The organism is Scytonema sp. UIC 10036 (assembly GCF_009725235.1).
Genome location: NZ_WJFC01000038.1, coordinates 16,903 through 42,599, shown reverse-complemented (window position 1 = coordinate 42,599; position 25,697 = coordinate 16,903). Strand labels below are relative to the sequence as shown.

Genomic DNA, 25,697 nt, shown 5'->3' with positions numbered 1-25,697 from the left:
CTGATAGACTATAGTTGCTGTGCGAAAGCGATGGCTTTGCTGTTTTAGGAAATGTTTACTATACAATTCTTTCAGGAGTTTTTTCATTGAAACAGGAATCCAGAGCTGTAGCAAAAACTTGCTGCCACATTGGTATAATCCGAGACCAGGAAAAACGGAATTGAACATCGGCTAAACCTTTTTGCCCCATTGTTATGGCTTTAACAGGATCTGATAGCAAGGTAAGGATGGCTTGTGCTAGAGCTTCAGGAGATTTTTCTGGTACTAACAATCCCGTAATACCGGATTGGATGACATCTGGAATTCCCCCAACAGCGCTAGCAATAACAGGTTTTTGGTGAGCTAAAGCCTCGATCGCCACAATTCCCAAACCTTCCGTGTCACCTTTGCTATCCACTATCGCTGGTAATACAAAGATGTCGCATCCTGCATATTCATCAGCGAGTTCTTCTTTACTGACAAATCCCAAGAAATCAACTACATTATCTAACTCTAAGGTGTGACACTGGGACTTAATTTCTTGTTCGAGAATTCCTTTGCCCACAACTCTCAAGCGTACCGATCTTTCAGCCAACACTAAAGGTAAAGCCTCCAATAAATAGCGCAAGCCTTTGCGTTCATCTAGCCTACCGACAAACAAAAGTGTAGGGACTTCCTGTAGCGATCGCGCTTGATTGTGTTTAACTTCGATAGTCAGACCATAGGGAATAATGGTAACAGGGTTGTTGTAAAGTTTACGAATTAACCCATAAGTAAAGGAAGAATTGGCTGTAACACCTTTAGCAATAGGCAATAACCAACGAAGGATATATGCTACAAAACTGAACTTATTCATTAACAGCAGTTCAGCACCGTGAAAACTAAACACCATCGGGATACCTAGTAAAACGCTGCTAGGGAAAGCCATCAATCCATGAGGAAAAGGCCAATGAATCTGAAGTAGGTTTGGTTTTTCTCTACAGCACACCCAAAACAATTGCAATGTACCTAAAAAAATATACAAAGCCGCAACTAGCAAATAAAGAGGTTGTCTTTGCAACTTGGTAGGAGCACCATCACGGGCAAGATTTTCAAAGTGTTTTGGACAGTAGCGAAAGCGGTAAATTTTAATCCCATCTAATATATAACTTTGACAAGCTTCATAGGCGGGAGCAAAGACTGTGAATTTAGCTCCTGTTGGTTGCAAGCGTAAAATTGCTTCCCGTATAAAAGCACCATGATTGCCATCAACCGTCATCGGATAGACAGAAGTGACTACTAATATATGCTTACCTTTAATATTCATGAATTTCAAAACGACGTTGATTAATGAAACGACCTTCAGTTTGAAACCACCACCATAACTTGACAAAATCAATCGCGGAAGTCATTAGACGCCTTTTGCCAAATTTACTTTTTCCTGAATACCGATTATGCCAAGGAGTCGGAACTTCTGTGATATAATATCCTTGTGCTGCTAGTATTGCTAATAAATAGCGGTGAGTAATCTTTTCGATAGGTAAACTAGACAACAGATCGCGGCGGACTAATTTTATCCAGTTCATGTCATGAATTTTTAATCCAAAGAACAAACGACAAGTAAAGTTGGCAAATTTAGAAGCAAAAATTTTGCCATCACCGCGCTTTTGTCGCCAACCTGCAACCACATCTGCCCCAGTTACATATCCTTGTAACAATAGCAAAGGAATATCGGTTCGAGGATCGGACTCTAAATCTGCTTGTCCCCAAAAGATCCAATCCGTTTTGACATATGTTAAAGCTGTTTTCCAAACTTCCGTTACACCCCGCCGTTGAGGATGGCGAATGACTTTTAAAAACTTATATTGTTCGCTGAGACGAGCAAGAATTTCGGGGCTTCTATCTGTACTGCCATCATCAATTATGACTACTGGTAAAGTAAAGCCAAGGTTGAGGAAAGTTTCTTCTAGATAAAGAAGCAGTTTTTCAAGATTCCCTTCCTCATTTAACGCTGGTATAACTACTGCGATAGAAGGACTTTCAATTAAATTGAGACACGAATAAGTTGGAGCTTTTTCTAAAGTAGCACCAGATGTATTTAACATATTTAATTTCCACCCAAGCAAATTTTTTAGCTATCGGTTTGCTCTCCAACAAAGTCGCAATCGTGCAGTTTGAGAATTTAGACTGCATATTGAAACGAAAGCTTTGAAAATACGGCTGTGAAGATAGACACTCATGTCTATCCCAGGCTTATTTGCCGCTAGATTAAAATTTGCAAAGATGATATTAGTATCAAAATTCTGCATTGCAATCCCCTTCTTTTCTCATCACCACGTCGGTCGATAGGGGTAGCGCACCTCAAAGTTACATTTAACACAGGTGTTATTAGTATAACCCACATCCCGCAGTCTGTCACGTAAGTATAAGTTTTGATAAGTGAAACAATTTTTTCTTTCTCGTTCCCAGGTTCCAGTCTCTCGTTCCCAGGTTCTACCTGGGAATGCAGATTGCGAGGCTCTGCCTCGCGGGTAGTTAGAGCACAGGAGGCGGAGCCTCCCGTAAGGCATTCCCAGGCGGAGCCTGGGAACGAGGTAGCCTGGGAACGAGGTAGCCTGGGAACGAGGTCGTGTGAAGTTTCCACTAATAAGTAGAAGTAATAAATAATATAAACTTTACTAAAGTTAATGATATTGCTAAATTAGGTAAAGAAATGTAAATTAATCAGTAGGGTAAGCAATTACCTAGTTTATTAAATTCATCGCAATACATAAGACAATGACAGCAACCTTACAGCGTCGCGAAAGCGCAAACGTATGGGAGCAGTTCTGTAACTGGATCACCTCTACCGAAAACCGCCTCTATGTCGGCTGGTTCGGCGTATTGATGATCCCCACCTTGCTCTCCGCAGCTATCTGCTTCATCATCGCATTCATCGCTGCTCCTCCAGTAGACATCGATGGTATCCGCGAACCCGTTGCAGGTTCCTTGCTCTACGGTAACAACATCATCTCTGGTGCAGTTGTTCCTTCTTCCAACGCAATTGGTCTTCACTTCTACCCCATCTGGGAAGCGGCTTCCCTAGATGAGTGGTTGTACAACGGTGGTCCTTACCAGTTGGTAGTTTTCCACTTCCTGATTGGCGTCTTCTGCTACTTAGGTCGTGAGTGGGAATTGTCCTACCGCTTGGGAATGCGTCCTTGGATTTGCGTAGCATTCAGCGCACCTGTTGCTGCTGCCACTGCCGTCTTCTTAATCTACCCCATTGGTCAAGGTTCCTTCTCTGATGGTATGCCTTTGGGAATCTCTGGAACCTTCAACTTCATGTTGGTGTTCCAAGCTGAGCACAACATCCTCATGCACCCCTTCCACCAGTTAGGTGTAGCAGGTGTGTTCGGTGGTTCCTTGTTTAGTGCAATGCACGGTTCTTTGGTAACTTCTTCCTTGGTTCGTGAAACAACTGAAACCGAATCTCAGAACTACGGTTACAAGTTCGGACAGGAAGAAGAGACCTACAACATCGTAGCAGCACACGGCTACTTCGGTCGCTTAATCTTCCAATACGCAAGCTTCAACAACTCCCGTTCCTTGCACTTCTTCTTGGCAGCATGGCCAGTAGTAGGCATCTGGTTCACCGCACTGGGCATCAGCACCATGGCGTTCAACCTCAACGGTTTCAACTTCAACCAATCCGTACTTGACTCCCAAGGTCGTGCGATTGGCACCTGGGCAGACATCCTCAACCGTGCCAACCTCGGTATGGAAGTGATGCACGAGCGTAACGCTCACAACTTCCCTCTCGACTTAGCTTCTGCTGAAGTTGCACCTGTTGCTATCAGTGCTCCTGCTATCAACGGTTAATCATTAATTTAGAAGAAAAGCGTCCTTCGTAAGAGGGGCGCTTTTTGGTTTGTAGTTGCGCTTTAGCGCGCTAAACAGAATATAAGGTACATAAAAGTTCACAAACGTTGTAACTCAACAGTTAAAGTCCGGAGTTGTGATGATTGGGGAGGTAGTAGCGCCGAAGTTCCATTACGACAAGCAATTTCCAAATCGTAAGGAATATTAGTACAAGGTTCTAGCACGAGTACGTAATGATTCTGCCATCCGCCAAAACTAGCAAACACCCAAACATAGGGAAAATCAGCAATATCAAAACTCATGAGCAAAGTGGAAGCCGATCGCTGATTGTGGATTCCGCATTGCCCTACAGCTAATTGAGAACTATAATAAAATTCCTGTAATTGTGACGATCGCGGTGGAATACGCTGCACGTTGACTTCACTGCCATCGGCTGCAAAGGCTTTTGGGAAGCGAGTTTTCTCCTGACGACCAATAATTTTACTGAATTCCAGAACTGCTGGCTCAATAGTGCAGTCTGGAAGGAGAACTTCATCTCCCTCTTCAATGGCTATAGCTGCATGTTGCTTGAATAAAAACGGAATGGTTTCTTCCGACTGATTTTTAAACAAATAGTCTATTTTTGCTTTTGCTTGGTTTTCATCAAGGGCAATAGTTTTTTCTACTTGTACGGGTACTGTTTGACAAGTAAGTGCCATCTTGACACTTAGCTCAGACTTTTCCAACAATTCCCAAGCTGGCGACCACAACTCGCCATGATCCACCAACTGCCGATTTTGGAACACACCAGCCGCATCATTGGGAAAAATTTCATCCCAACCACCAGTCCAATTGCCATCAAACGATGCACCCACTTCAAGCTTGCGGGATAGCTGTGGATCGTAATCTAAAGGATGCCACAGCCACTCATGTGCTGTTTTCAAGTCTTGCAGTTGGTCAATCCGACCACCAAGATCGGGTCGAATGGAAAGTTGAATTTCAGAATTTTTCAGGGTAATTGTCATTCCTGCAAAGCGCGATCGCGGTTTTACTGCCAATAGACTCAGGAATTTTACAATTACGGGGAAATACGTGCTTCTACCGTAGGAATTAACCTAATATTCTGCTGCACGATAAAACTTATCACACTTCTCTACATAACTTTTCTCAGGAATTGGCAAAGAATGTAGCTTTTGAGGTATGGGAAAAAAGTTGTTCGATCTAGAAAGTTTAGCTTCATTAAATAAATTGTTTGGGAAAACCAGAGGATTTAAATCAGCAGGAAAAATGAAAAAGTTCAACCCATAGAGGCGTCCTTTATGGTAAAGCGAGATAGCTTCCACCAAGCGTGAAAACATAATTGGAGTCCACAAGCATAATCTGCTGCTGTAAAAGTAGACAACGACGCGGCTCGTTGCGTACCCAAACTGCGGGAGAGGAGTTTGCCAAAGTGAAACCATACTAACACCAGACACATCTGTCAAAAGGTAGAAGAGGCGTTATCTATCATTTGACTTATAGAGACAAGCAATAACAACTACCTTTAGCTAGTTGCTTATCTTTTCCGAATAAAATTGATTATTGTTCTTTTTTGCGGGCTTCTGCCTCAGACGCTTCCTCCCGGTAACAAAAGTTTATCCAAGCTTCAAAAAGAAAAAGTATAAACATCGTTATGAAAGAGCTAAAGTTTTGTTAAGATGCTTATGCTAGTATTTCATCACCGAAAAACGCTTATCGCGGTGTGAAGAAATTTGTCAGTACTAGCACCATTGAGTTCAAAAGATCGGACAATGAGCAGCTACATTTTTTTTGATGATGCCCTTCGGATACTCGTAAACGCCTTCTTGGCTTCGGTTTTGTTACTTATTGCTGTTTCCGGCATAGGTTTGGCAATCATTGAAACCATAGAAAAATCTGGCGAGCGCATAGACACGAAGCGGTTAAACTAGGGTTATATCGCTAAAATCGATACTAACTAACATCTACGTGTACGAGAAGTTTTACTCCCTTTAGCGAAAAGTTAGCTTTTTGTCAAGAACAATTAAGTGGAAGTGTTCATTTGTGAAAAATCTTGGGAACACTAAAGCATAAGAGTCTCATAGCGATGCACCATCCACCGACAGCGATCTAAGCATGGGTAGACGCACTGCTGATGAGACACCAATTAGGGAGTAAACAACAATGGGTCTATTTGACAAAGTGTTTGGCGCACAAAGCCAAGTCTACGACATCCTCACGCCAGCAGAAGCTTTTGCTGCTATCACCTTGGCTGCAACTGCCTCAGACGGATATCTTTCTGATGAGGAGGCTCGTAGTGTTTCTGCTACACTGTCTCGGATGAAGCTCTTCAGAAGTTATTCCAATGATGTCATCAACAGAATGTTTGACAAGCTTCTTGGTATTCTAAGAAGGGATGGTTTAGACGCTTTATTTAACTTAGCAAAAGAATCTTTACCCTATGACTTGAAAGAAGCTGCTTTTGCAGTCGCTGCGGATTTGGTATTGGCAGACGGTATCGTGACTCGAGAAGAGCAGGATTTCTTGAACGACTTGTGCCACTCTTTGGACATTTCTCGTGACATCGCTACTCAGATTGTGGAAGTGATGGTGATTAAGAACAGGGGCTAATGCTTTTTTCTGAAAAATGTTATATATTGAACGTTTGGAGCAGAGCTTGTTTTATTATGCTCCTGTAGCCAAAACTCATATAGACTCAATTCCATAAACTCTTATACATTAGGATTGCCAAAAGAGATTTAGCTCTTTTGGCTATGCTTTTATGTGGGTTCGCACGAGTTCTGCGTTTTTTTACTGGTGGGTATCACATTACTAGGGCTATTCTCATGATTGTAGCGCCGATACCTGGTCACCAGTCACTGTTCACTGTTAAAATTTCCGGGCTGTTCCAGATAACTTGGAACAGTATTAACATTTAAGGAATCTTGTCCTGCATATGGGCGAGGTGTTCCCTAAGTGAAGTAACGAAGATTAAAATTTAAAATTATGTCTTTTTCGATCGCTCTAAGCCAGTTAGTTGAGATTCTTTCTGCTCAACCCGTTAATTTATTTGAAAATGAGCTAGCACAATTAAGCAACGGTATACAAACGGACAGCCGTATTATCAAGCCAGGTGAAATATTTGTGGCTTTGCGTGGTGAGAGATTTGACGGACATGAATTTATCCAAACGGCTATAGACAATGGTGCTTTGGCAGCTATTGTCGATTTTAAATATGAGAGTGTTGAATTTCCGATCTTGCAAGTCGATGATACACTCTTGGCTTATCAGAAAATTGGTAGATGGTGGCGGGATCGGTTTCAAATTCCAGTTATTGGGGTCACAGGTTCGGTAGGTAAAACTACCACTAAAGAACTCATTGCTGCTGTTTTAGCGACAAAAGGAAAAGTTCTTAAAACATACGGCAATTACAATAACGAAATTGGTGTGCCAAAGACTTTGCTGCAACTGACTAGAGAACATGACTTTGCGGTTATTGAAATGGCGATGCGCGGAAAAGGGCAAATTGCCGAACTGACTCACATAGCATATCCAACCATTGGGGTGATTACGAATGTCGGCACGGCACACATTGAGCTTTTGGGTTCTGAGGAAGCGATCGCTCAAGCAAAATGTGAGTTGCTAGCAGAAATGCCTAAAAATAGTGTAGCAATTCTCAACCATGATTGTCCGCTATTGATTGAAACAGCAGCGAAAGTGTGGCAGGGAAAAGTTTTAACCTATGGGTTGTCTGGTGGTGATATCCAAGGCAGACTCGTTGATAGCGAAACCATTGAAGTTGCTGGGATACAGTTACCCTTACCTTTACCCGGACGCCACAATGCAACCAACTTTCTAGCAGCTTTAGCAGTCGCGCAAGTGCTGGATATTGATTGGTCATTTTTAGAATCGGGTGTGACGGTGAATATGCCAGGAGGGCGATCGCAGCGTTTTACTTTGTCCAATGATGTGGTAATATTGGACGAAACATACAATGCTGCACCAGAGGCAATGCAAGCAGCATTAAATTTACTAGCGGAAACACCAGGTCATCGGCGGATAGCTGTACTCGGTGCAATGAAAGAATTAGGAGAGCGATCGCAGCAAATTCACCAAAAAGTGGGAGAGACAGTGCGAAAATTAAACTTGGACGCTTTGTTGGTTTTGGTTGATGGAAAAGATGCCGAAGCTATAGCCGAGAGTGCAGAAGGTGTACCCTGTGAATGCTTTTCAACCCATGGAGATTTGGTAGCTCGGTTAAAGACATTTGTACAAGAGGGCGATCGAATTCTATTTAAAGCAGCACACTCTGTAGGATTGGATAAGGTTGTCAGTCAGTTCCGGCCAGAGTTTATTGACGCTGCCCACAACTAAAGATACGCATTTTGAACAGAAATGAGAACGCGCAGTCCCTACCTAAAAATACTAAAAGATCTAGACATTTCAGGTGGGGTTCCTGTTTGCCAATACAACCTGTTCTGACTGTCTTTGCGTCAGAAGATCACTGATTTAATGAACGTTACTAGGCCAGAACACACATAAGAGCTAAGAGATTTGGGTCTTTTTAATGAGAAGAGAGTAATTGCGTATTACCCTAAAATCTTGGTAGGGTCGCAACGCAAGAGCGCCCTTACATCTTATTCGGAGATGTCTATTATGAAGAATTCTCGATATTGCAGAATGAGAGTAAACTTGCCTAATACCAATTCACGATGTGCTGATACATATATATGGGTCGTATGGGCGCCTCTTGCATTGCGCCCTTTACCAGAATATTTGTATCACTAAAAAAAGATGATCTGGTATCGGATAACAGGGAATTCAGTTCATTTACTTAGTTTAAAGAAAAGAACGCATTGCTTCATAGTTGTTTGATCTGTACATAATCTACCCGATAGTAAAAACACCGATGGACCGTAAAATAGTTTGATAATTAAAATTCAATACTTAGCGGCCTAACTAAAATTTTTTCAGAAAAATGTATATTTTCTATGTGTAATAATTTAATGTAATAATAAATTTTGCACCTTAGGGAATGATCTTCATATTTGAGGAATTTTCTACGACCGCCCATTATAATTTATGTGATAATGTTGCCATAGTTGTGCTCATAATCCAAGGAATATATTGTTTATTAAAGATCTTGTCTTATGTGACACTACTAAATTTCGTATCTTAGTTTCAAAACGTAACAACTGCTGTATATTTTATTCTGTAAAACAAATGTAAAAAAAATTGACGCTTCTAAGATAGCCGAATTATACTACATATAACTGAAAAATTTGGGTATGAACAAAATGAGCATGCGTGAAGCGCGGAAACTTGCGCGCTTGCAGGGGTACCCTTTTGCTTCCCATAGGACTTCAAAATCGAGGAAACGCTCAATTAAGTGGAAGCATTGTGCCATTTACACTTCCCTTTCGCACACCACCAGTGTTAAATCCAGTACGTAAAGATTCAACAACTGATTATTACCAAATCACAATGCGGAAGGCTCAAGTAGAGATATTACCAGGGCGCACTACGGAGATTTGGGGCTATAACGGTATATTCCCCGGACCGTTAATTAAACAATCTAAAGGTCGGCGAACATTTGTACGATTTATCAATAATCTTGATATAAGCACATCTATTCACCTACACGGAATGGAATCTCCACCTCAGTACGATGGCTACGCTACAGACTCCATTTCTCCAAGGTATTACAAGGATTACCTTTATCCCAACACCTTTGCTGCTAATTTTTGGTATCACGACCACGGGCATACTCAGACTACCCGAAACGTGTATATGGGGTTAGCAGGAATGTATATAGTTCAAGATGATGAAGAGCTTGCGTTGCAACTTCCTCAAGGAAATTATGATGTACCTCTGATAATTCAGGATAGACAATTCGCACCTGACGGTTCGTTCATTCTAAATACTAACAATCAGACCACTGTGATGGGCGACGTGATACTTGTCAATGGGGTACCTTGGCCTTTTATGCAGCTGGCTAATCGCAAATATCGTTTTCGAGTGTTAAACGCATCAAGTTCTCGGTCTTATAGATTGAGTCTCAGTACAGGAGATAGTTTAATTGCGATCGGTACTGATGGTGGTTTAATGGCTGCACCAGTAAATACTCCAGAGCTACGTATTGCACCTGGAGAACGGTACGACTTTATTATTGATTTTTCCAGATATCCTATAGGAACTCGGGTAGAACTACAAAATCTTCCACTACAGAGTAATTTTAATTTTTCAAATACAGATAAAATTATGTGTTTTGATGTAGTGCGGGCTGAAACAGATAATAGTTCTATTCCTAACGTACTACGCAATATTCAATTTATTCCTGAATCTGCTGCTGTGCGAACCCGTGACTTCGACCTTGACCAAATTAATGGAGTGTGGGTCATCAACGGCAATCGATGGAACCTTAATCGAATTGACGCCAACATACCATTGAATCAAGTGGAAATTTGGACATTTCGCCATCCCGTAAATGCTGGGGTTCATCCCATGCATCTGCACGGAGTGAAGCTTCAAATGCTCGATCGCAACGGTCAACCACCTCTTCCATATGAGCGGGGCTGGAAAGATGTTTTTTACGTTGGTGAAGACGAGATAGTGCGAGTGATTGGGATATTTGGACCACAGCAGGGTAAGTTTATGTACCATTGCCACAATATGGTTCATGAAGATTTCGACATGATGAGTCAGTTTGAAGTAGGACAAGGTGGTATAAGTCCAACGGCAGCTAAAGCAAAACCTCTTCCCGCACCACCGCTTTAACGACAAATGTTTTGACTTTGCCCTACATTCCATAACAAACACTCATGCAGACAACTGAAACACAAAAGTTTGATGTAGCAAATATTAAAGCATTAAACATCAGCCGTATCTCCGTAGGTTTGGGAGGTAATCAGGGGAATGACAACTCCTTCAGTCCAGGTATCTCGGCAGACGGGCGTTATGTAGCCTTTCGGTCTGATGCTAGTAATTTAGTATCCAATGACACTAATAATTCCAGTGACGTTTTTGTCTACGATACTCAGACAGGCACTACTAAACGCGTTTCCATAGGAACAGGAGGCATTGAAGGAAATAACTCTGTCGGAAATCCCAGTATCTCAGCAGATGGAAATTATGTTGCGTTTGAGTCCTTTGCTAGCAATCTAGTAGCAGGTGACGCTAACAACTTTAGCGATATTTTTGTCTACGATACTTTAACAGGAAGCACTAAACTCGTTTCCATAAGTTCACAGGGCGATCGCACGAATGAGGCATCTTCATCTCCCGTCATTTCCTCAAATGGACGCTATGTAGCATTTGAGTCCTATGCCGATAATTTAGTAGCAAATGATACGAATGGTTTAAACGACATCTTTGTTCACGATAGTCTCACAGGAACGACCCGTCGCATTTCTGTAAGTTCAGCAGGCAATCAAGGGAACGGCGAATCTTTTGCCCCCGCAATTTCAACAGATGGACTTTATGTAGCGTTTGATTCACTTGCCAGTAATTTAGTGGCAAACGATACTAATAACAATCGTGATGTCTTTGTCTACGACACTCAAAACAATACCACCCGCCGCATTTCTGTCAGTTCACTGGGTGTAGAGGGGAATGACGTTTCCTACAACCCTGTCATTTCAGCTTCAGGACGCTATGTTGCGTTTGAGTCATACGCTAGCAACCTGGTAGAGAATGACACTAACGGCACTGCTGATATCTTTATCTACGATACTCAGACAAGTACCATCCGACGCGTTTCTGTAGATTCACAAGGCAATCAGGGGAATAACGATTCCTTTTCTCCTGCGATCTCAGCAGATGGACGCTATGTGACGTTTGGTTCATCTGCTAGTAACTTAGTAGCGAATGATACTAACGGCATTGGTGATATCTTCGTCTACGACACACAGACAAGTACTATTAGACGCCTTACAGTAGACTCACAGGGCAATCAGGGGAATGAGTTTTCCTACAACCCTACTGTATCTGCTAATGGAAATTACATAGCGTTTGAGACATATGCAAGCAATTTGGTAACAGGAGATACAAACGGCAGCCGTGACATCTTTGTCTTTGACAATTTACCTATTGTCGCTATTGCTGCCATTGATGCATCTGCTACCGAATCGGGTGACGTAGGTATTTTTCGTATCGGTCGTTCTGGCGACACCAGTTTACCACTTCAAGTAACCTACACCATTTCTGGTACCGTCACTAACGGAACTGATTTCAACCCAACTCTTACAGGTACAGCAACTCTTGATGTCAATCAATCTTTTGTAGACATTACGATCGCTCCGATTGACGATAATCTCTTTGACGAAAGCGATGAAAGTCTCACCCTAAATCTGGTAGATACACAAAATTACAATCTGGGTTTATCTAACACCACTGCCACAGTTACTATTATCAACAAAAGCAATCAAGCCCCAAACAATTTAGTATTGAGTGCTACCACCGTAGATGAAAATGTGCCTGTAGGAACAGAAATTGGTACATTCACCACTACAGACGCAGACCCCAACGACCAGTTCGTTTACAGTTTGGTAGCAGGGGATGGGGATATTGATAATAGCATCTTCACGATTAACAACAACAAACTACGGATCGAGCGCTCCCCCAACTTTGAGAGCAAATCAAGTTACAATATTCGAACCCGGACGACCGATAAAGGTGGACTTTACTTTGACAAGCAGTTGACTATCAACGTCAACGATGTTAACGAACCTCCGGTAAACTCAGCACAGAATCCGACTACCGTAGACCCAAACCAAAACAACCAATCTACTAACATCTCAAATGAATCTACTTCAACTACTAAGCCGACAACAACTTCTGAGTTAACTAAAATTGCTTTTGATGTTTTCGCTATCAAAGGTCAAAGTAGCAGCAGTCAAGCCAAAATTTCAGTTAAACTTGCAGGACACAATTCTCAACGAGTCAACGAACTAGGAGTATTTACCGTTGATGATGCACAAGGTCGAATCAACGGGCTTGCACCTGACTCTACGGGTTACAGCGAAGCCGCGTTGAATCGATCTCAGGTAATTTTTTCTGCTCTTGCCAATGTTCCAAATGGATTTAATACTGACTTAACACGCAAGTTAGTCTTTGACTCCAATGCTAACTTGCGATTCTACATAGTAAGCGATAGCACTACCGATACTGTATTTCTTGATAAAACTTCTTTATCAAAAGTTGTTTTTCCATCTAGCACAAATTTCAAAGTCGAAAGCTTGGATGATGGAGAATTCTCTCTGGCTTGGAAAGATCCATTGGCTCAAGATAGTAACTTTAATGATTTTGTTGTCAACGTGAAAGCAACAGATGAAGCTATTTCCTTAGGAACTGGTTTGCAAGGCAAGCTGCAAAATGAACTGATCGACTTGCGACAAGTTAACACATCTGTCAAAGCTGACTTTACTGTGAACAGAGAAGCTACTTTCGATAACTTTATTGGCTTCTATAAAATAGCTGATGATAAAGGTGGTATTGACACTAATGGCGATGGTATCATTGACTTGCGTCCAGGAGATACTGGTTACGCACAAGCTGCCGTCGCCGGACGTGTTGGTGGTATTGACTTGAAGGTAAACAACAACGCGACAGCAAACTTCACCAGTACTTTCAACGGCGGTTCGCTGTTTGCCCCGTTTATCATCATCAATGACAACCCCGATGCACTGTTAGATAATAATCCCAATAACGATCCCCAAGTTTACTTTTCATTCTTGGGCGCTAACTCTGACAAGGCAGATCACGTTCGTTTGTTGGGGGATAACGTTTTTGGTTTTGAGGATCTCATTAATGGTGGTGACAAGGATTATAACGACATGACTGTCCAAATTAAGTTCAACTAATTCCGCAAGCAGTCCCATGCCGCAATCTCCAGTTCGGCATATGGAGGACTTGCGGAGTTGTATCTTGTCATGTTTGGTGCGCCCATCAGCTGCAAGGACGACTCACAAAGGGCGATCGCTTGTGCTATTGCTATGCAACTGGCAATAATACAGAACGTCGCCACAGATAACTCATCCGTTACATCCGTTCTAAATAACTGCTTAAGTGAACTGTATTGCGTTATAAACTTGCCAAGATACTTAACTTTGCTCGCCAATCCTCATCATGGCGTAGGGTAATGACAGTGTAACCAAAGTTGTAGGTCAGGTTATCTCGCTCAACTCGATCTAATGAGCGCTTATCTGAATGGTCATGAGCAGAACCATCGCAGAAAATTGCGATCGCTTCCTCATGATAAACAAAATCCGGTTTACAATTAGCCTGAGGAAGCTTTCAATATAGCGGCGGTAGTCGCCTATAACTTCGTTGCGGAAGTTGAAAATATCAAGAGAATTGGTAATTGGTAATTGGTCATTCGTCGTTGGGGGTTGGCTGCGTCCCAAGCGGTGGTTAATATATTGAGTCAGTTGTTCGGCCAAAGTTTCTGTAAGGGTAGAACCATCAATGATTTCCGCAAGTTATACAAAGTCCCAATCTTGAGGTATTGCGCTGAAGATGAGGTCTAGTTGTTCAGGGGTCAGACAAGTAACATCTGTAGAATCTAGAATTGCTAGCTTTTGGCTGAGAAATGTACTTGCAGCTGTAATTGCGCTTTCAGCCTGCTGTAACAAGTCATGGAGTTTTATAGTAATTTTCATATACTGAGTCTTTATCACATTTTAGTTATAACCTATACCTTCTTATTTTGAACAACCGTGCGATCGCTGTCATAATTACTGTAATTTCACGGTTATAGCCAGAACTTTATTATGCCAAGATAGAAAATTATTATTTGGCTCGTAGTTGCGCTTTAGCGCATGTCCCTCCAGTTCCCCAAACCGCCAAGACAAACCGCACTTTATGTACGAATATCGGAAACTAACTCAGGAACAAAAAGCAGCAATAGTACAAGAAAGATTAGAAAAAGGTTATCCTCCCCACTCACCATCACATCCAATCCAAGGTAGTGAATTTTATCTCATTACCGCTACTTGTTATGAACATAAATGTCGGATAAACACAGAACAACGCCGTCAGCAAATCCTAAATAATCTATTCGAGCATTTTACATATGAAAACATGGAAATACTGGCTTGGGTAGTTTTACCCAACCACTATCATGTATTAACAAACAATGTAAATTTTAAGCTCTTAAGCAAACTCATCCGCTCCATACACGGTTGTACTGCTCGTCAATGCAATCTAGAAGAAAATATCACAGGTAAAGTGTGGTATTCCTTTAGCGATCGCGCAATACGTTCCGAGCGCCATTACTACACCACTTTGAACTATATTCATTATAATCCAGTCAAACATAATTGGTCAGAATCACCTTATAATTGGTCAGAAAGTAGCGTTCATTGGTATTTAGAAAACTACGGAAGAGATTGGTTACGTAATTGCTGGATTCAATATCCAGTACGACACTACGGAAAGACTTGGGATGATTTATAGTTGTTCGTAGTAGCGCTTTAGCGCATGCCCATATCCAATCTTCATAATCTTCCACTCATAATCTCCACTACATTCATTAACGCTTGTGCGAGCGCTTAGACATAAAAACGCTTTATAGCACATCTTTACAAGAGTTGTACCCAAGAAAACATTAATTCCCACGCCTATATAGCTGATCTTCTTCCCTATCGCGTCTGAATGAGAAAAAACCGCAGCCTCCAAATTTATTCACAAGGTAATCATTATGAATTACGATTTATGAATTGAGAACGCCTTGCTATTACAATTTCAGGAATATATTCATTTTTATGAGATTGTCCCTCAAAACACAGACGCAGATAAATGTTTCCTCCTATTCCTGGAATCACCTCACCTTCACAAGTACGTTCATCATCCTTAGCAAAATAAAACAACTGGAATTTATCATAAATTTTCTTTTCAAATTCGTCTTTTAATTTTTGTTCCGCATGTTTATAAATGATAGGTGCAGCAATAAAGATTTGTTCCGGTTCTATTTTTTGGATAAGATTAACCAAATTAGTCCTAACTACACAAGCGCCAGAGATAATAGATTTAAGAACGATTAAGTATTTGATATTTTTGGAAGTAGGTTCTTGATATTTCTTTAAAATTGGAGCCACTTTTAAGTCTTCAATTTCAAAGGGTGAAAAGCGTTCATTCCAAAAACAAGCAAAAGAAATCTTAGAGAGATGCTTTTCTAGACTTGAAAGCATACCTTTTGCTAAAAAATCAGCATCTTCTACAGTACAAGCAAGATATACATCACCCTGAACATCATCAATTTTAGATAGAATAGAATCACCAAGTCTTCTACCTACCTCAGTCATTGCCTCTTTATACTTTCTTGGTTCAATACTCTTATCTGCCAAGACTTCAAGCCAATAACGAGTATCTGCATGACAGAGATCTGAGTATAGTCTTGTCATATAATGTAAAACATTTTTCAGTTATAACCTATAATGTGTTTATTTTAATAATCGTGCGATCGCGTAACTACAGGAATCAAGAAACCTGGTTTCTCAAAGAAACCAAGTCTCTGAGATAATACCTAACATCACTGTCTATCTATGCAAGAGGTCTATAGTTCTCCTGCAGCCTTTCTGACTTCTTCCACGTCTAGTTTTAAAGATTCAGCAACTTCCTGAATGCTTAATCCTCTTTCCAGTAAAATCGGTACAACTTCCAATTTAGTTTTTTTTAAGATACTTTGATAAAAAGCAGTGTTCTTAATATCGTCACTTAAATTAAGCATCGCTTCTATTTCCTCCGCACTCACATTGGGTAACTTGTACACTACAACCGTTTGGATAAATGCTAGCACTTTCTGTTTCAAGCTTTCATCAGTTAACTCTTGTTTTGCTTGTTTTATAAGTTTTTTAGCCAAAGCAGGAGTTTTTTTGGGAGTTTCTACAAATAACTTTGTAATTCCTATCCCTAAAGAGTCATCTGTTTCACTGCTAAGTTCGTTTTTGTGAGCGTTTCTAAGTAGTAATTTTACGGTGGAAAAATAAGTTACTCCCGAAATACTCGTACTTGTTATGACTTTACACCCAATCCGATCCAATACTGCTTGGGTTTTGCCCAAATTCAAATATTCCTTTGTTGCCATTTTTTTGGGTCACGTTTCGCGTGAAAGCAAGCAATGATAGTAATCACATCGTCTTCCACAACATACGCTATCCCATAGGGAAACCGACGTATCAATGCTCGTCTTACTTGCCGATACACTATGGGATAAGCTAAAGGATTACGCCCGATTAATGCGAAACAGCTATCAACAGCGCGTACAAATTCCGAACCTAATCCAGAATTACGCTGCTCATACCACTCAAAAGCATCTTGGATATCAAGTTCTGCTTCTGGGCTAATAGTTAACTGATAAGTCATTGAGAAAAACCTAGTCTTTGTTTAACTTCTTCCCAAGTTGAACCCTGCTTTGGGTTTTGACTGTGGATTTCTAAACGTCTATCTAATTCCTGCTTTTGTGTTTCGCTGAGAGGAACTTCATGACTGTCAGAAAGAATACTATCCCATAAATCCTCTGCTAGCTGAATCCGTTCAGACACACTTAGTTCAAAAATATCAACTTTTAAGATGGAGTGCATACTTATTTACCTAAAATTACTATCATTTATAATTTTATGTCAATCTTTTGATTGAATTATAGCAATCCTATTTGATTTGTGAAATACGCGTAGGTAGTTGCTCTGTCGTACAAAAGCCTTACATAGTCAGCTTTAGCCCTACCTACATTATTTAAAGTTTTGCATGAATGATGTCGGATCGCTATAGACACAATGCTATAAATATTGTACCTTCGCTAAATTGCTGACAAGAGTGTGGAGAAAAACACATTTGATGGCTTGTTCAAATCAACTACGAACTAAAGACAGATATAGAGTAGCGCTCGCACACTTAGATGTTACAGGTATTACAATTTTTCGCTTTATACTTTTGATAGATAAAATTATTATGCGTGTCATATTATTATCCATATGACAAGTCTTGAGAGTATAAATTTAAGCTGTTTTAATCGTAGAGCACTGCACCAGAATTGGCACAACGAGCATCTAATTTTTTAATATGGTTGCACGTCGTCAAATCCCCAAAGATAGTACGAATTTGCGTTCACATAGTCCTAGCTTCAGGTTCTTATCACACTAATATAAAGCGGGCGATGGGACTCGAACCCACGACGTTCACCTTGGGAAGGTGACATTCTACCACTGAATTACACCCGCAAATGGTTCCATTTTTTAATTCGTCTTTTATCCTAACACAGTTTTTTAATTTCAGCTAGCGATTAATAAATTTCTTTACAAGTTTTCAATAATCACAACCCATTCCCGATCGTACACAAACAAGCATCTAATTTTTTAAATATGTTAAGATAGCAAAAATCACATGGCTAAGTTGGCTTAATAATGTGAAACGTAGCGAAATGAGAAATAAAAATGAATTTTACTTCTGAACTTCAGCAAGAGGTCGAACAATGGGCTAAATCCCTGGGTCTATCAACCGAGCAGTTTGTTGTTCAAGCAGTGTCTGAGAAGTTATCTAAGCTTAAGCAACAGCAAAAAAAAATCATGCAATTGAATCGGTAACAACCGATGCTATAGCTGCGTCTTCCGCTCGCCCAAAATTGTACCGCGAACACGGTGTTTTAGTGATTGAAACTGGGCAATTAAATGAGTTTGACATTAATGCGTTTATTGGTGAGATGCGAGAGGAAAGAATTCAAGAACAAATAGGGAAAATGGGTTGGTGAAAATTCTGTACGATACGTTTGTATTAATTGTTGCATTATTAGTTAATCATCCAAACCATTGTCTTGCACTTCCTAAACTTAAGATGGCACAACGTCAAGAAGTTCATGGATATATGTCAACTCATACTTTGGCTGAATTGTACTCTGTAATGACTCGTCTGCCAGAACCTCTGCGAGTTTCTCCAGATGAGGCTCTTTCAGCGATCGCCGATCTAATTAAGTACATTGAAGCAGTTCCACTACAGGCTAAAGATTACGAGGTGGCAATTGCTCAAATGGCAGCGCTCAAACTTTCAGGGGGTGGAGTATTTGATGCATTGATTGCTAGAACAGCTGTGAAGGCAAATGTTGATTGTCTTTTGACATTGAATCCAAAAGATTTTATTCGATTGGGAGAGGCAATTGCAGCATTAGTACAAGTGCCTGAATAACGATGAATTGATTCATTATATTAAGTTATACTGAATTGCTTTTATTTGACAATGGTATCGCACTGAGGAACGCAAGATTTCCAAAAGATGTAGGCGATCGCGCCTATTCACAAAATTGGATTTTTCGCGATCTCCATCAACAATATAGTGCGATCGAGAGTCTTTATTCTCAGCGCTCGCGATCGGTAAAACACGTCACTTTTCACGAAGTTTTATGATTCATTTTGCTGTGTTTGGCGTGATTCTTTGCGGCATCAGACAGTATCCCATCGCCTTCATAATAGAATTGACGTTTTCAAGACGCGGGTTCCCATTGCTAGATAAGGCTTTTTGCAATCCTCGGCGCGTCATACCTGTTTGCTCAGCTATCTCACTAACTCCCCGTACACGAGCAATGATACCTAAAGAAGCCAGTAATGCGCTAGTATCATTGTATAGCTGCGTATTCTTGAAATATCTCGATTAAATAGTCGTCTATTTCTTCCGGGTGCTTGCGGAAGTACTCTTCTTCAAATTCATCGAGTGTTCTAAATTTTCTCACGGTCATGGTACTCCTTCCAATAAGCTTTTGCGTTCTCAATGTCCTGATTCTGCGTGCTTTTGTCGCCTCCACATAGTATGACAACAATATTTTCAGCATTTAAATAAATTCAGCATGTAGGTTTGGAAATTGTCAATATACGAAAATAGCACGGGTACGACGACTAGGGTGAGTAAGGTAGAAGTGGTAAAACCTCTTAAGATAGAGACTCCCATGGGTTGGCGGACTTCAGCACCTGTATCAATTTCTGATTAACGCTTTAGTGAATGCTTTGAGTGATGCAGGTTACTTATACAAAAAAAGAGAAGAAATCCAACTCAAAATTATGTAAATTTTTGTATTTAAATTCAACCTTTCTGGTAAGTCACTAGCGAGAAATGGGAATACTGAGTCATAAAGCTTTTTAATCCATTCTTATGACTCAGTATGATTCCATCAACTCTTGAAGAAGTAGTCTCAAATATACTCAAGCAATTTTTTCATAACCAAGGTATAGCTGTTACTGCTACTTCTAGGAACAGGTTACTTAAAGTTATTTTAGAGTCTGCGGAAGTTCCAGAGCCAGAAAATATAACAGCATTTATCTTTGAGGAAATCTCTAAGTTAAAAACAACATCATTGAAAAAAGTTAAAATACTTGCTAAGCAGAAAAGTACTTTTGATGTTGCTTGGTGTCGAGAATTTGAAGTTGAGTCTCAGGTTGAACCAGCTATAATAAATGAGCCGGAGGTAGAAACAGAAAATCATAATTCAAACAAAATATCAGCTGAGGAATTTCAGCAGGCTTTGGAAGAATCAACAAGAACTGCTCATAATGCTTATCAAAAAACTTTTAATTACTACAAAGAAATTACGTTTATTTTACAAAATCTTAAGATTGATTTAGCTCGAAATAAATACGATCTATTAAAACAAAAAGATGCTAATAATTTTAATTTTGCTAAAGTTTTGAGAAATATAGTATATGAAATTGAAAGCCATACCAATCAAGGGCTTCAAGAACTAAAAAAATACTTAGAAGCGAAAAGTAAACATTTAACAGATTTCACAGTTGTTTTATTTGGTAGAACTAAAGCTGGAAAAAGCACTATTCGTGAAGCTTTAACCTGTGGTGATGGCAGTACGATTGGTAAAGGTTCACAGCGAACAACTAAAGATGTCAGAGAATATAAATGGAAAGGCTTACGATTAATAGATACACCTGGTATTGAAGCTTATCAAGGAGAAGAAGATAAACAAAAAGCCGTAGAAATAGTACATGAATCTGACATCGTTATTTTTCTCACTAGCGATGACTCTGTTCAACCGGGTGAATTTGATGCTATAGCTTGGCTACAAGAAATCAAAAAATACTTTTTTGTAATTCTTAATATTAAATATGATATTGATAATCCAAAACGCCTGGAGAGATTTATTAAAAATCCAGAAAAAATATTTGATTCGCAAAGGTTAGATGAACATAAACGTCATATTCGTACTTATATTAGTCACAGCTTAGACATAGAAGAAGTAGCAATTATTGGTATTCATGCCTATGCAGCATTTCTGAGTAATCAGCCTCAACATAGTGATATTGCCAAGAAACTTTGGCAATTAAGCCAAATAGAAGAAATTTATAGTTTAATTACGTCAGAAATCTACACAAGAGGAAAACAAAGACGCTGGAATACATTTTTTGATGCAGTTATAAATTTTCTCGATTTAATTATAGAGATGTTAGAAAGGCATAAAAAATCTCTGGTGTCTCAAGCAGATTTTCTGAAAGATAAACGAGCAGAAATTACAAGTCTTTTTCAAGAGAGTGTTAAAAATGGAAAAATTAAAATTCAAAGATCGTGTAAAGATTCATTTAGTAAAATTAAACAATGGATTCCTAGTTTTGTCGATCAATACCTAGGAAAACAAATTGCTCAGTCTGAGTATCAGAATCGCATGAATGAAGAGAAACAAAAAATTGAAACTACTATGAAAAACTTATTTGAAGAGATAGTTCAGGAATTAGTAGCTTCTTTAAATGAGTTTCAAAGGCAATATCAATATGATATGGGAACTATTAAGTTAGAATCTACTAATTTTGGAAACTATCAACAATTGCAAGTTGGAAAAATTTTAAAGCTGGTAAGTGTTGGTTTAGGTACAGCCTCTGCTGTTGCTGTTTTTATCGGTGCTTTTGCAGCAGCTAGTTTTTTGAATCCTGTGGGATTGATAGCTGGCGTTACATCTATCGTTGTTGGATATTTCAGTGGAATCGTTGGCGACCGAGAGAAAAAAACATGGCAAAAAACTAAACAAGAAGCTAAAGAAACTCTTTGGAAGAGCTTGGAGCAATCTGAGCAGGAAACTTATAAGACTTACCAAAAATTACTAGATACAAATATTGCTGTTAGAGCTAAAACTGAAGTGCTAGAACAGGTAGATATTTATATTAAAGGACTTCTAATAATTGTGGCTAACCTTGAAAAAGCAATTTCACAACTTGAGAAAATCAAAAAACAACTGAAGCGAGACTTAGACTTTAAAGAACCAAGCAATAGGTTATCAAATTCCAAAAATTTCAAGAGCTATTCGTCAGTTATACCTGATGAATTGTTGTAGTTATTATCCTTTCATCTGTCTCTTTATGAGCAGTATAAAGTAGTTCAGTATATAACTAAATGTTTGAGTTTTTTTTAGCTACATTAAAAAGACAATTATAAAGTAATAGAGGTAGTAGTCAATGTCTGAGATAAAATTTAAGCAAATTGCTAAACAAGTAGAAGATTTATATTCTGAAACTTTGAGGATACTATCTGCATCTACTGATAATGAGATAGATGTATTTGCTAGAGATTTTGAAATTTTTATTCATGAATATCGGCAAAAATCTCAATTAACTATTGCCTTCATCGGTCAATATAATGCTGGTAAATCTACTTTGATTAAAGCTCTTACGGGTGATACATCTGTCCGAATCAGTGCTGAAATTTGTACAGATAGGATTACTGAATATCCTTGGAAAGAAGTTCTCCTAGTTGATACACCAGGTATTTATGCAGGTAGAACAGAGCACGATCAAATCACTCTAGAACAAATTTCAAAAAGTGATTTACTCATATTTGTTGTTCCCAACGAGTTATTTAACCCTCAAGGTGGAGCTTTTTTCAAAAAAGTTGCTAACAAAATGCAGCGAGTTAGTCAAATGCTCTTAGTAATTAATAAAATGAGTCGCGAACGCGGTAAGCCAGAAGTTTTGCTTAAAAGCATTTTGGAAGTTGTAGAGCCTCATCACCCTAATGATTTTTACACTTGTTTTATTGATGCCGATTCTTATTTGAAGGCTCAATCTGAAAAAGATAAAGATGAAAAAGTATTTTTACTCGAAGAATCTAGTTTTGATACTTTCTTGTTATCATTACATAAATTAATTGATAAGAATAAATTGTATGCAAGACTGTTAACACCTCTCAACCGTGCTTTAGATATATTAGAACGGTCTTATAATATTTTGAGTACGGATGATAAATTAACTAAAGATTTCTTAGAACTACTCCATCGCAAGATGTTACTTATTAAAACTTCTCAAATAAGGTTTAGGAATTGTTATATAGCTGAATTTAACAATCTCGAACATGAAGTATTAATGATTGGCGAAGGTGTTGCTAGTAAAGTTGATGGGAAACATAGTGAAGAAGATATTAACCAGACGATTAAAAAAGCTGAGAAAGAAATAGATTCAATTACAAAACAAACAATGAAAAAAATACAGTTTGGCTTGGAAGAGGAATTAAGTAAACTTCAAATTCAACTCGAACAATTATTACAATCAAGGTTGGGTCGTTCTTTAGTGGAAGAAGTACAAGTTTCATCAACAGGTAGAAAACAAGTTGATTATGAAGAAGTTGAAGGAACACCAGAAATTTCATCCTTTTTAAGAAAAAGTCCTGAAGCGGTGCGTGCTATAGGAAGTTTTGCATCTGTAGTTTCTAGAGACTTAGTTTATAACGTCGGTAAGTTTTTTGGAGTTAAATTTCGTCCTTGGGGAGCAGTGAATGCGGCTAAATTCATCAGAGGTTTAGGACCTATTATTGGAGGTGTTGGTGCAATTCTAGAAATCTTCCTTGCTGCTAAACAGGAACAAGATGAAGCAGAATATGAGCAAAAGCTTCGTGAAGCGAGAGCAGATTTACGTCGAAGTTTTAGGCAAGTAGCCTTGGAAATTAGAAGCGAGTATGAAAGGAATATTCAAAGCGAGATTATTTCTGATTTTTATGAATCTGAGCTTCAAGATATTGAACGTCAGCAAGATGACTTGCGAAATAATGAATGCTCAAAAACTGGTATAGTTAATCAAATCAAATATGTAATTCAAAAAATTAAAAAGCAGATAGTCACAATAGAAAATAATGGGTAATTAATAACTAGTCAAACGACTTCCCATCTGATGGTATTGCTCTTATATAGGTAGTTATAACAAATTTTATTTTAACATATTTTTTCTATGAAGATGAGCGGAAAACATGATGTTTTTGAAAAAGCAATGTAAATTTAGATATATAAATAAAATTGAAGATTAAAGATGTTAGACAAATTAATTAACCTTGGTTTTCAAATCGTAAGCGATGAAGTAGAAGAAGCAGTAAATAACCAATCGATTCCATTTGATTGGAACATTATGGGATGGGATAAATCTCGTCCCGCGATGACTCGTGAAAATGGACGATCTATGATTGAGCCAAATCCAGAACATATTCGTCGTAAAATAGATGCAATATTCAAGTGATATGTCTCAAGTTTCTAAAACTTATCTCACCTGAGTTGCCAAAAGATGCAGACGATCGCGACTATTCACAGAATTAAATTTTTCGCGCACTCCATCAACAACATAGTGCGATCGAGAGCGTTTATTCTCAGCGATCGCAATCAGTAAAACAAGTCTCTCCGAACTAGCTAAATTTTTTCGTAATAATTGCTATCACCTCAGCTTCTTCTGGAGTTATGACTCCATCCATTTGAGCAATTTTATGACATTGAGCTAAGAGCGGTACAGCAAAATCACTGTTAATTCGATCTAGCAGACTTTCTAAAGGTTCTGGGGATTGAATATTTGAAGCAATGGCTGCGAAAGAATCTGGGCGAAGGTTTAGAGATTGTAATTCAGATAAAATTTGTTCCCGTGTTTTCCCTGGATTACCTGCTAAAATGACATGAATTAAAATCCGATCCATAACGACTTCTTGTTCAATTGCAGTCGTTAAATATAGACTACTCTCTGCTTGAGATGCAGCCAGTGTTGCTTGAGAAGTCAAGGGATTAATCTTAGCTTCGTAGAACCGACAGGCAGCATATCCCAATGCGTAAATCATTGCGGCTTACACCTACAGCAGTTCCAACTACAGCTTGTCCAGCTTGAGATGCCGCACTACCAACTGCACCACCTACACCTACAGCAGTCTCAACTACCGCTTGTCCGGCTTGAGATGCCGCATTACCTATATTTTCACCTGCCTTAGCTGCTGTTTCCGCAGCAGATTGAATTGCTTGTTGAGCAAATTTCAAAAAATCTGTCATAATCAGCCGAAATAGAAATTTGAAAAAGTAATATCCTCTTTTTAGAATTCCCTTTTTCAAGTCATAAGTAACATCTTTTGTTTGTTATGACAGGTATTCAAATCCACAGACTCTTGGAGACACAATGGATTTACGTTTGCTCAGCTATCTCATATTTATAACATTTGCGAACAATAATTCACAACCTTATACGGTCAGCGTGCAACGGGATTGTTAGACCGTATCTCACAGATCGCTTATAATTAATGTATTCTGGTAGGTCTGGGAGTTATAACCATGTCTCTCGCTGAGTTAATTCCATTGGTGAACAATCTGAACCACTCAGACAAATTATCACTCTTCAAACTCCTAGCCGCACAAATCCCAGACGCTGAACGACAAGTCATCTTTGCTGCGTCAGAGTATCCGATTTGGTCGCCCTACGATGCAACGGAAGCTGCCAATATTCTGATGCAGATGATTCAGGATGACCAAGAGGCATCCACTCATGCCTAGTACAATCGAGTTCTCCTTTTCTGACGATGAAGCATTACCCACGATTCCGATCGTTCTGAGTCACGCAGGTTTTTCCGTCTCTAAAGAACGGGCGAGGACGTCCGTTCCACAAGATGGATAATTTATTTCTTGGACATCCCTTAAC

The 25,697-nt window shown here is 39.3% G+C and carries 28 protein-coding genes and 1 tRNA gene; 15 read left to right on the top strand and 14 right to left on the bottom strand.

The features are described 5' to 3' along the window. Positions 1–58: 58 nt before the first annotated feature. On the bottom strand, positions 59–1,285 hold the full coding sequence (locus tag F7734_RS19175) for a glycosyltransferase family 4 protein (protein WP_155746170.1): 1,227 nt from the start codon (positions 1,283–1,285) through the stop codon (positions 59–61). Beyond that, positions 1,275–2,063, bottom strand: a complete 789-nt coding sequence (locus tag F7734_RS19170) for a glycosyltransferase family 2 protein (protein ID WP_155746169.1) — start codon at positions 2,061–2,063, stop codon at positions 1,275–1,277. Before F7734_RS19170 ends, F7734_RS19175 begins: the two co-directional genes overlap by 11 nt. A 673-nt stretch (positions 2,064–2,736) precedes the next feature. Between F7734_RS19170 and psbA the strand changes: the two genes are divergently transcribed. After that, positions 2,737–3,819, top strand: coding sequence for a photosystem II q(b) protein (gene psbA / locus F7734_RS19165; RefSeq protein ID WP_155746168.1), 1,083 nt, complete (start codon positions 2,737–2,739; stop codon positions 3,817–3,819). A gap of 98 nt (positions 3,820–3,917) precedes the next feature. On the opposite strand, the gene F7734_RS19160 is transcribed toward psbA, so the two are convergent. Next, on the bottom strand, positions 3,918–4,856 hold the full coding sequence (locus tag F7734_RS19160; RefSeq protein WP_155746167.1) for a hypothetical protein: 939 nt from the start codon (positions 4,854–4,856) through the stop codon (positions 3,918–3,920). Positions 4,857–4,913: 57 nt separating this feature from the next. Continuing rightward, positions 4,914–5,156: a hypothetical protein gene (locus F7734_RS19155; protein WP_155746166.1), complete on the bottom strand. Its 243-nt coding sequence runs from the start codon at positions 5,154–5,156 to the stop codon at positions 4,914–4,916. A gap of 432 nt (positions 5,157–5,588) precedes the next feature. On the opposite strand from F7734_RS19155, the gene F7734_RS60780 reads away from it, so the two are divergent. The 5 genes from F7734_RS60780 (at position 5,589) to F7734_RS62105 (ending at position 13,655) form a co-directional block, all read left to right on the top strand. Beyond that, positions 5,589–5,747: a hypothetical protein gene (locus F7734_RS60780; protein ID WP_166481998.1), complete on the top strand. Its 159-nt coding sequence runs from the start codon at positions 5,589–5,591 to the stop codon at positions 5,745–5,747. Between the two features lie 232 nt (positions 5,748–5,979). Next, the gene (locus tag F7734_RS19150) at positions 5,980–6,426 is read left to right on the top strand and encodes a tellurite resistance TerB family protein (RefSeq protein WP_155746165.1); all 447 of its coding nucleotides are present in this window, start codon (positions 5,980–5,982) and stop codon (positions 6,424–6,426) included. 375 nt (positions 6,427–6,801) lie between these two features. Next, a complete protein-coding gene (murF, locus tag F7734_RS19145) occupies positions 6,802–8,169 on the top strand; it encodes a UDP-N-acetylmuramoyl-tripeptide--D-alanyl-D-alanine ligase (protein WP_155746164.1) in 1,368 nt (455 codons plus the stop codon). A gap of 972 nt (positions 8,170–9,141) precedes the next feature. Next, positions 9,142–10,572, top strand: coding sequence for a multicopper oxidase family protein (locus tag F7734_RS19140; protein WP_243146965.1), 1,431 nt, complete (start codon positions 9,142–9,144; stop codon positions 10,570–10,572). A gap of 44 nt (positions 10,573–10,616) precedes the next feature. After that, positions 10,617–13,655, top strand: a complete 3,039-nt coding sequence (locus tag F7734_RS62105; protein WP_207714142.1) for a DUF4114 domain-containing protein — start codon at positions 10,617–10,619, stop codon at positions 13,653–13,655. On the opposite strand, the gene F7734_RS19125 is transcribed toward F7734_RS62105, so the two are convergent. The 3 genes from F7734_RS19125 to F7734_RS62095 all read right to left on the bottom strand — a co-directional run bounded on the left by F7734_RS19125 (position 13,652) and on the right by F7734_RS62095 (position 14,453). Next, complete coding sequence (locus F7734_RS19125; RefSeq protein ID WP_155746163.1) at positions 13,652–13,912, bottom strand: hypothetical protein; 261 nt, start codon at positions 13,910–13,912, stop codon at positions 13,652–13,654. The two genes, F7734_RS62105 and F7734_RS19125, sit on opposite strands and share 4 nt — an antisense overlap. Before the next feature lie 70 nt (positions 13,913–13,982). Beyond that, on the bottom strand, positions 13,983–14,234 hold the full coding sequence (locus F7734_RS62100; RefSeq protein WP_207714141.1) for a hypothetical protein: 252 nt from the start codon (positions 14,232–14,234) through the stop codon (positions 13,983–13,985). 39 nt (positions 14,235–14,273) lie between these two features. Further along, a complete protein-coding gene (locus F7734_RS62095) occupies positions 14,274–14,453 on the bottom strand; it encodes a hypothetical protein (RefSeq protein WP_207714140.1) in 180 nt (59 codons plus the stop codon). A gap of 202 nt (positions 14,454–14,655) precedes the next feature. Between F7734_RS62095 and F7734_RS19115 the strand changes: the two genes are divergently transcribed. Then, complete coding sequence (locus F7734_RS19115) at positions 14,656–15,249, top strand: transposase (RefSeq protein ID WP_155746162.1); 594 nt, start codon at positions 14,656–14,658, stop codon at positions 15,247–15,249. 242 nt (positions 15,250–15,491) lie between these two features. On the opposite strand, the gene F7734_RS19110 is transcribed toward F7734_RS19115, so the two are convergent. The 5 genes from F7734_RS19110 to F7734_RS19090 all read right to left on the bottom strand — a co-directional run bounded on the left by F7734_RS19110 (position 15,492) and on the right by F7734_RS19090 (position 18,011). Beyond that, entirely contained in the window at positions 15,492–16,196 is a 705-nt protein-coding gene (locus F7734_RS19110) for a hypothetical protein (RefSeq protein ID WP_155746161.1), read from the bottom strand. A gap of 152 nt (positions 16,197–16,348) precedes the next feature. After that, positions 16,349–16,879 carry a DUF2887 domain-containing protein gene (locus F7734_RS19105; RefSeq protein WP_155746160.1) on the bottom strand — a complete coding sequence of 177 codons (531 nt, stop codon included), beginning with the start codon at positions 16,877–16,879 and terminating at the stop codon, positions 16,349–16,351. Further along, on the bottom strand, positions 16,858–17,157 hold the full coding sequence (locus tag F7734_RS19100; RefSeq protein ID WP_155746159.1) for a type II toxin-antitoxin system RelE/ParE family toxin: 300 nt from the start codon (positions 17,155–17,157) through the stop codon (positions 16,858–16,860). Before F7734_RS19100 ends, F7734_RS19105 begins: the two co-directional genes overlap by 22 nt. After that, on the bottom strand, positions 17,154–17,375 hold the full coding sequence (locus F7734_RS19095) for an addiction module protein (protein WP_155746158.1): 222 nt from the start codon (positions 17,373–17,375) through the stop codon (positions 17,154–17,156). The genes F7734_RS19100 and F7734_RS19095 overlap by 4 nt, the downstream gene beginning before the upstream one ends. A gap of 564 nt (positions 17,376–17,939) precedes the next feature. Continuing rightward, positions 17,940–18,011: transfer RNA gene (locus F7734_RS19090), tRNA-Gly, on the bottom strand. A 213-nt stretch (positions 18,012–18,224) separates the two neighbouring features. Here F7734_RS19090 and F7734_RS60775 point away from each other — a divergent pair. The 6 genes from F7734_RS60775 to F7734_RS19055 all read left to right on the top strand — a co-directional run bounded on the left by F7734_RS60775 (position 18,225) and on the right by F7734_RS19055 (position 24,269). Beyond that, on the top strand, positions 18,225–18,374 hold the full coding sequence (locus tag F7734_RS60775) for a hypothetical protein (protein WP_166481997.1): 150 nt from the start codon (positions 18,225–18,227) through the stop codon (positions 18,372–18,374). 160 nt (positions 18,375–18,534) lie between these two features. Continuing rightward, entirely contained in the window at positions 18,535–18,969 is a 435-nt protein-coding gene (locus tag F7734_RS19085; RefSeq protein ID WP_166481996.1) for a PIN domain-containing protein, read from the top strand. 35 nt (positions 18,970–19,004) lie between these two features. Then, positions 19,005–19,187 carry a hypothetical protein gene (locus F7734_RS19080; protein ID WP_155746156.1) on the top strand — a complete coding sequence of 61 codons (183 nt, stop codon included), beginning with the start codon at positions 19,005–19,007 and terminating at the stop codon, positions 19,185–19,187. 749 nt (positions 19,188–19,936) lie between these two features. Continuing rightward, on the top strand, positions 19,937–22,105 hold the full coding sequence (locus F7734_RS19065; RefSeq protein WP_155746154.1) for a GTPase: 2,169 nt from the start codon (positions 19,937–19,939) through the stop codon (positions 22,103–22,105). 121 nt (positions 22,106–22,226) lie between these two features. After that, positions 22,227–23,900: a GTPase gene (locus tag F7734_RS19060; RefSeq protein ID WP_155746153.1), complete on the top strand. Its 1,674-nt coding sequence runs from the start codon at positions 22,227–22,229 to the stop codon at positions 23,898–23,900. A 165-nt stretch (positions 23,901–24,065) separates the two neighbouring features. Then, positions 24,066–24,269: a hypothetical protein gene (locus F7734_RS19055; RefSeq protein WP_155746152.1), complete on the top strand. Its 204-nt coding sequence runs from the start codon at positions 24,066–24,068 to the stop codon at positions 24,267–24,269. A 163-nt stretch (positions 24,270–24,432) separates the two neighbouring features. Here the strand turns inward: F7734_RS19055 and F7734_RS19050 are convergent, their stop codons facing one another. Both F7734_RS19050 and F7734_RS19045 read right to left on the bottom strand, forming a co-directional pair. Further along, the gene (locus F7734_RS19050; protein ID WP_155746151.1) at positions 24,433–24,852 is read right to left on the bottom strand and encodes a hypothetical protein; all 420 of its coding nucleotides are present in this window, start codon (positions 24,850–24,852) and stop codon (positions 24,433–24,435) included. Then, on the bottom strand, positions 24,806–25,057 hold the full coding sequence (locus F7734_RS19045) for a hypothetical protein (RefSeq protein WP_155746150.1): 252 nt from the start codon (positions 25,055–25,057) through the stop codon (positions 24,806–24,808). Before F7734_RS19045 ends, F7734_RS19050 begins: the two co-directional genes overlap by 47 nt. Positions 25,058–25,333: 276 nt before the next feature. Here F7734_RS19045 and F7734_RS19040 point away from each other — a divergent pair, with 276 nt between their 5' ends. Both F7734_RS19040 and F7734_RS65390 read left to right on the top strand, forming a co-directional pair. Then, complete coding sequence (locus F7734_RS19040) at positions 25,334–25,552, top strand: hypothetical protein (protein WP_155746149.1); 219 nt, start codon at positions 25,334–25,336, stop codon at positions 25,550–25,552. Next, positions 25,545–25,673 carry a hypothetical protein gene (locus tag F7734_RS65390; RefSeq protein WP_279239737.1) on the top strand — a complete coding sequence of 43 codons (129 nt, stop codon included), beginning with the start codon at positions 25,545–25,547 and terminating at the stop codon, positions 25,671–25,673. The genes F7734_RS19040 and F7734_RS65390 overlap by 8 nt, the downstream gene beginning before the upstream one ends. Positions 25,674–25,697: the final 24 nt, after the last annotated feature.

Excerpts from the sequence above, each read along its gene's own strand:
- F7734_RS19175 (WP_155746170.1), bottom strand. The coding sequence starts at position 1,285 with ATGAATATTAAAGGTAAGCATATATTAGTAGTCACTTCTGTCTATCCG.
- F7734_RS19170 (WP_155746169.1), bottom strand. The coding sequence starts at position 2,063 with ATGTTAAATACATCTGGTGCTACTTTAGAAAAAGCTCCAACTTATTCG.
- psbA (WP_155746168.1), top strand. The coding sequence starts at position 2,737 with ATGACAGCAACCTTACAGCGTCGCGAAAGCGCAAACGTATGGGAGCAG.
- F7734_RS19155 (WP_155746166.1), bottom strand. The coding sequence starts at position 5,156 with ATGTTTTCACGCTTGGTGGAAGCTATCTCGCTTTACCATAAAGGACGC.
- F7734_RS60780 (WP_166481998.1), top strand. The coding sequence starts at position 5,589 with ATGAGCAGCTACATTTTTTTTGATGATGCCCTTCGGATACTCGTAAAC.
- F7734_RS19150 (WP_155746165.1), top strand. The coding sequence starts at position 5,980 with ATGGGTCTATTTGACAAAGTGTTTGGCGCACAAAGCCAAGTCTACGAC.
- murF (WP_155746164.1), top strand. The coding sequence starts at position 6,802 with ATGTCTTTTTCGATCGCTCTAAGCCAGTTAGTTGAGATTCTTTCTGCT.
- F7734_RS62105 (WP_207714142.1), top strand. The coding sequence starts at position 10,617 with ATGCAGACAACTGAAACACAAAAGTTTGATGTAGCAAATATTAAAGCA.
- F7734_RS62095 (WP_207714140.1), bottom strand. The coding sequence starts at position 14,453 with ATGAAAATTACTATAAAACTCCATGACTTGTTACAGCAGGCTGAAAGC.
- F7734_RS19115 (WP_155746162.1), top strand. The coding sequence starts at position 14,656 with ATGTACGAATATCGGAAACTAACTCAGGAACAAAAAGCAGCAATAGTA.
- F7734_RS19110 (WP_155746161.1), bottom strand. The coding sequence starts at position 16,196 with ATGACAAGACTATACTCAGATCTCTGTCATGCAGATACTCGTTATTGG.
- F7734_RS19105 (WP_155746160.1), bottom strand. The coding sequence starts at position 16,879 with ATGGCAACAAAGGAATATTTGAATTTGGGCAAAACCCAAGCAGTATTG.
- F7734_RS19100 (WP_155746159.1), bottom strand. The coding sequence starts at position 17,157 with ATGACTTATCAGTTAACTATTAGCCCAGAAGCAGAACTTGATATCCAA.
- F7734_RS19095 (WP_155746158.1), bottom strand. The coding sequence starts at position 17,375 with ATGCACTCCATCTTAAAAGTTGATATTTTTGAACTAAGTGTGTCTGAA.
- F7734_RS60775 (WP_166481997.1), top strand. The coding sequence starts at position 18,225 with ATGAATTTTACTTCTGAACTTCAGCAAGAGGTCGAACAATGGGCTAAA.
- F7734_RS19065 (WP_155746154.1), top strand. The coding sequence starts at position 19,937 with ATGATTCCATCAACTCTTGAAGAAGTAGTCTCAAATATACTCAAGCAA.
- F7734_RS19060 (WP_155746153.1), top strand. The coding sequence starts at position 22,227 with ATGTCTGAGATAAAATTTAAGCAAATTGCTAAACAAGTAGAAGATTTA.
- F7734_RS19055 (WP_155746152.1), top strand. The coding sequence starts at position 24,066 with ATGTTAGACAAATTAATTAACCTTGGTTTTCAAATCGTAAGCGATGAA.
- F7734_RS19050 (WP_155746151.1), bottom strand. The coding sequence starts at position 24,852 with ATGATTTACGCATTGGGATATGCTGCCTGTCGGTTCTACGAAGCTAAG.
- F7734_RS19045 (WP_155746150.1), bottom strand. The coding sequence starts at position 25,057 with ATGACAGATTTTTTGAAATTTGCTCAACAAGCAATTCAATCTGCTGCG.
- F7734_RS19040 (WP_155746149.1), top strand. The coding sequence starts at position 25,334 with ATGTCTCTCGCTGAGTTAATTCCATTGGTGAACAATCTGAACCACTCA.
- F7734_RS65390 (WP_279239737.1), top strand. The coding sequence starts at position 25,545 with ATGCCTAGTACAATCGAGTTCTCCTTTTCTGACGATGAAGCATTACCC.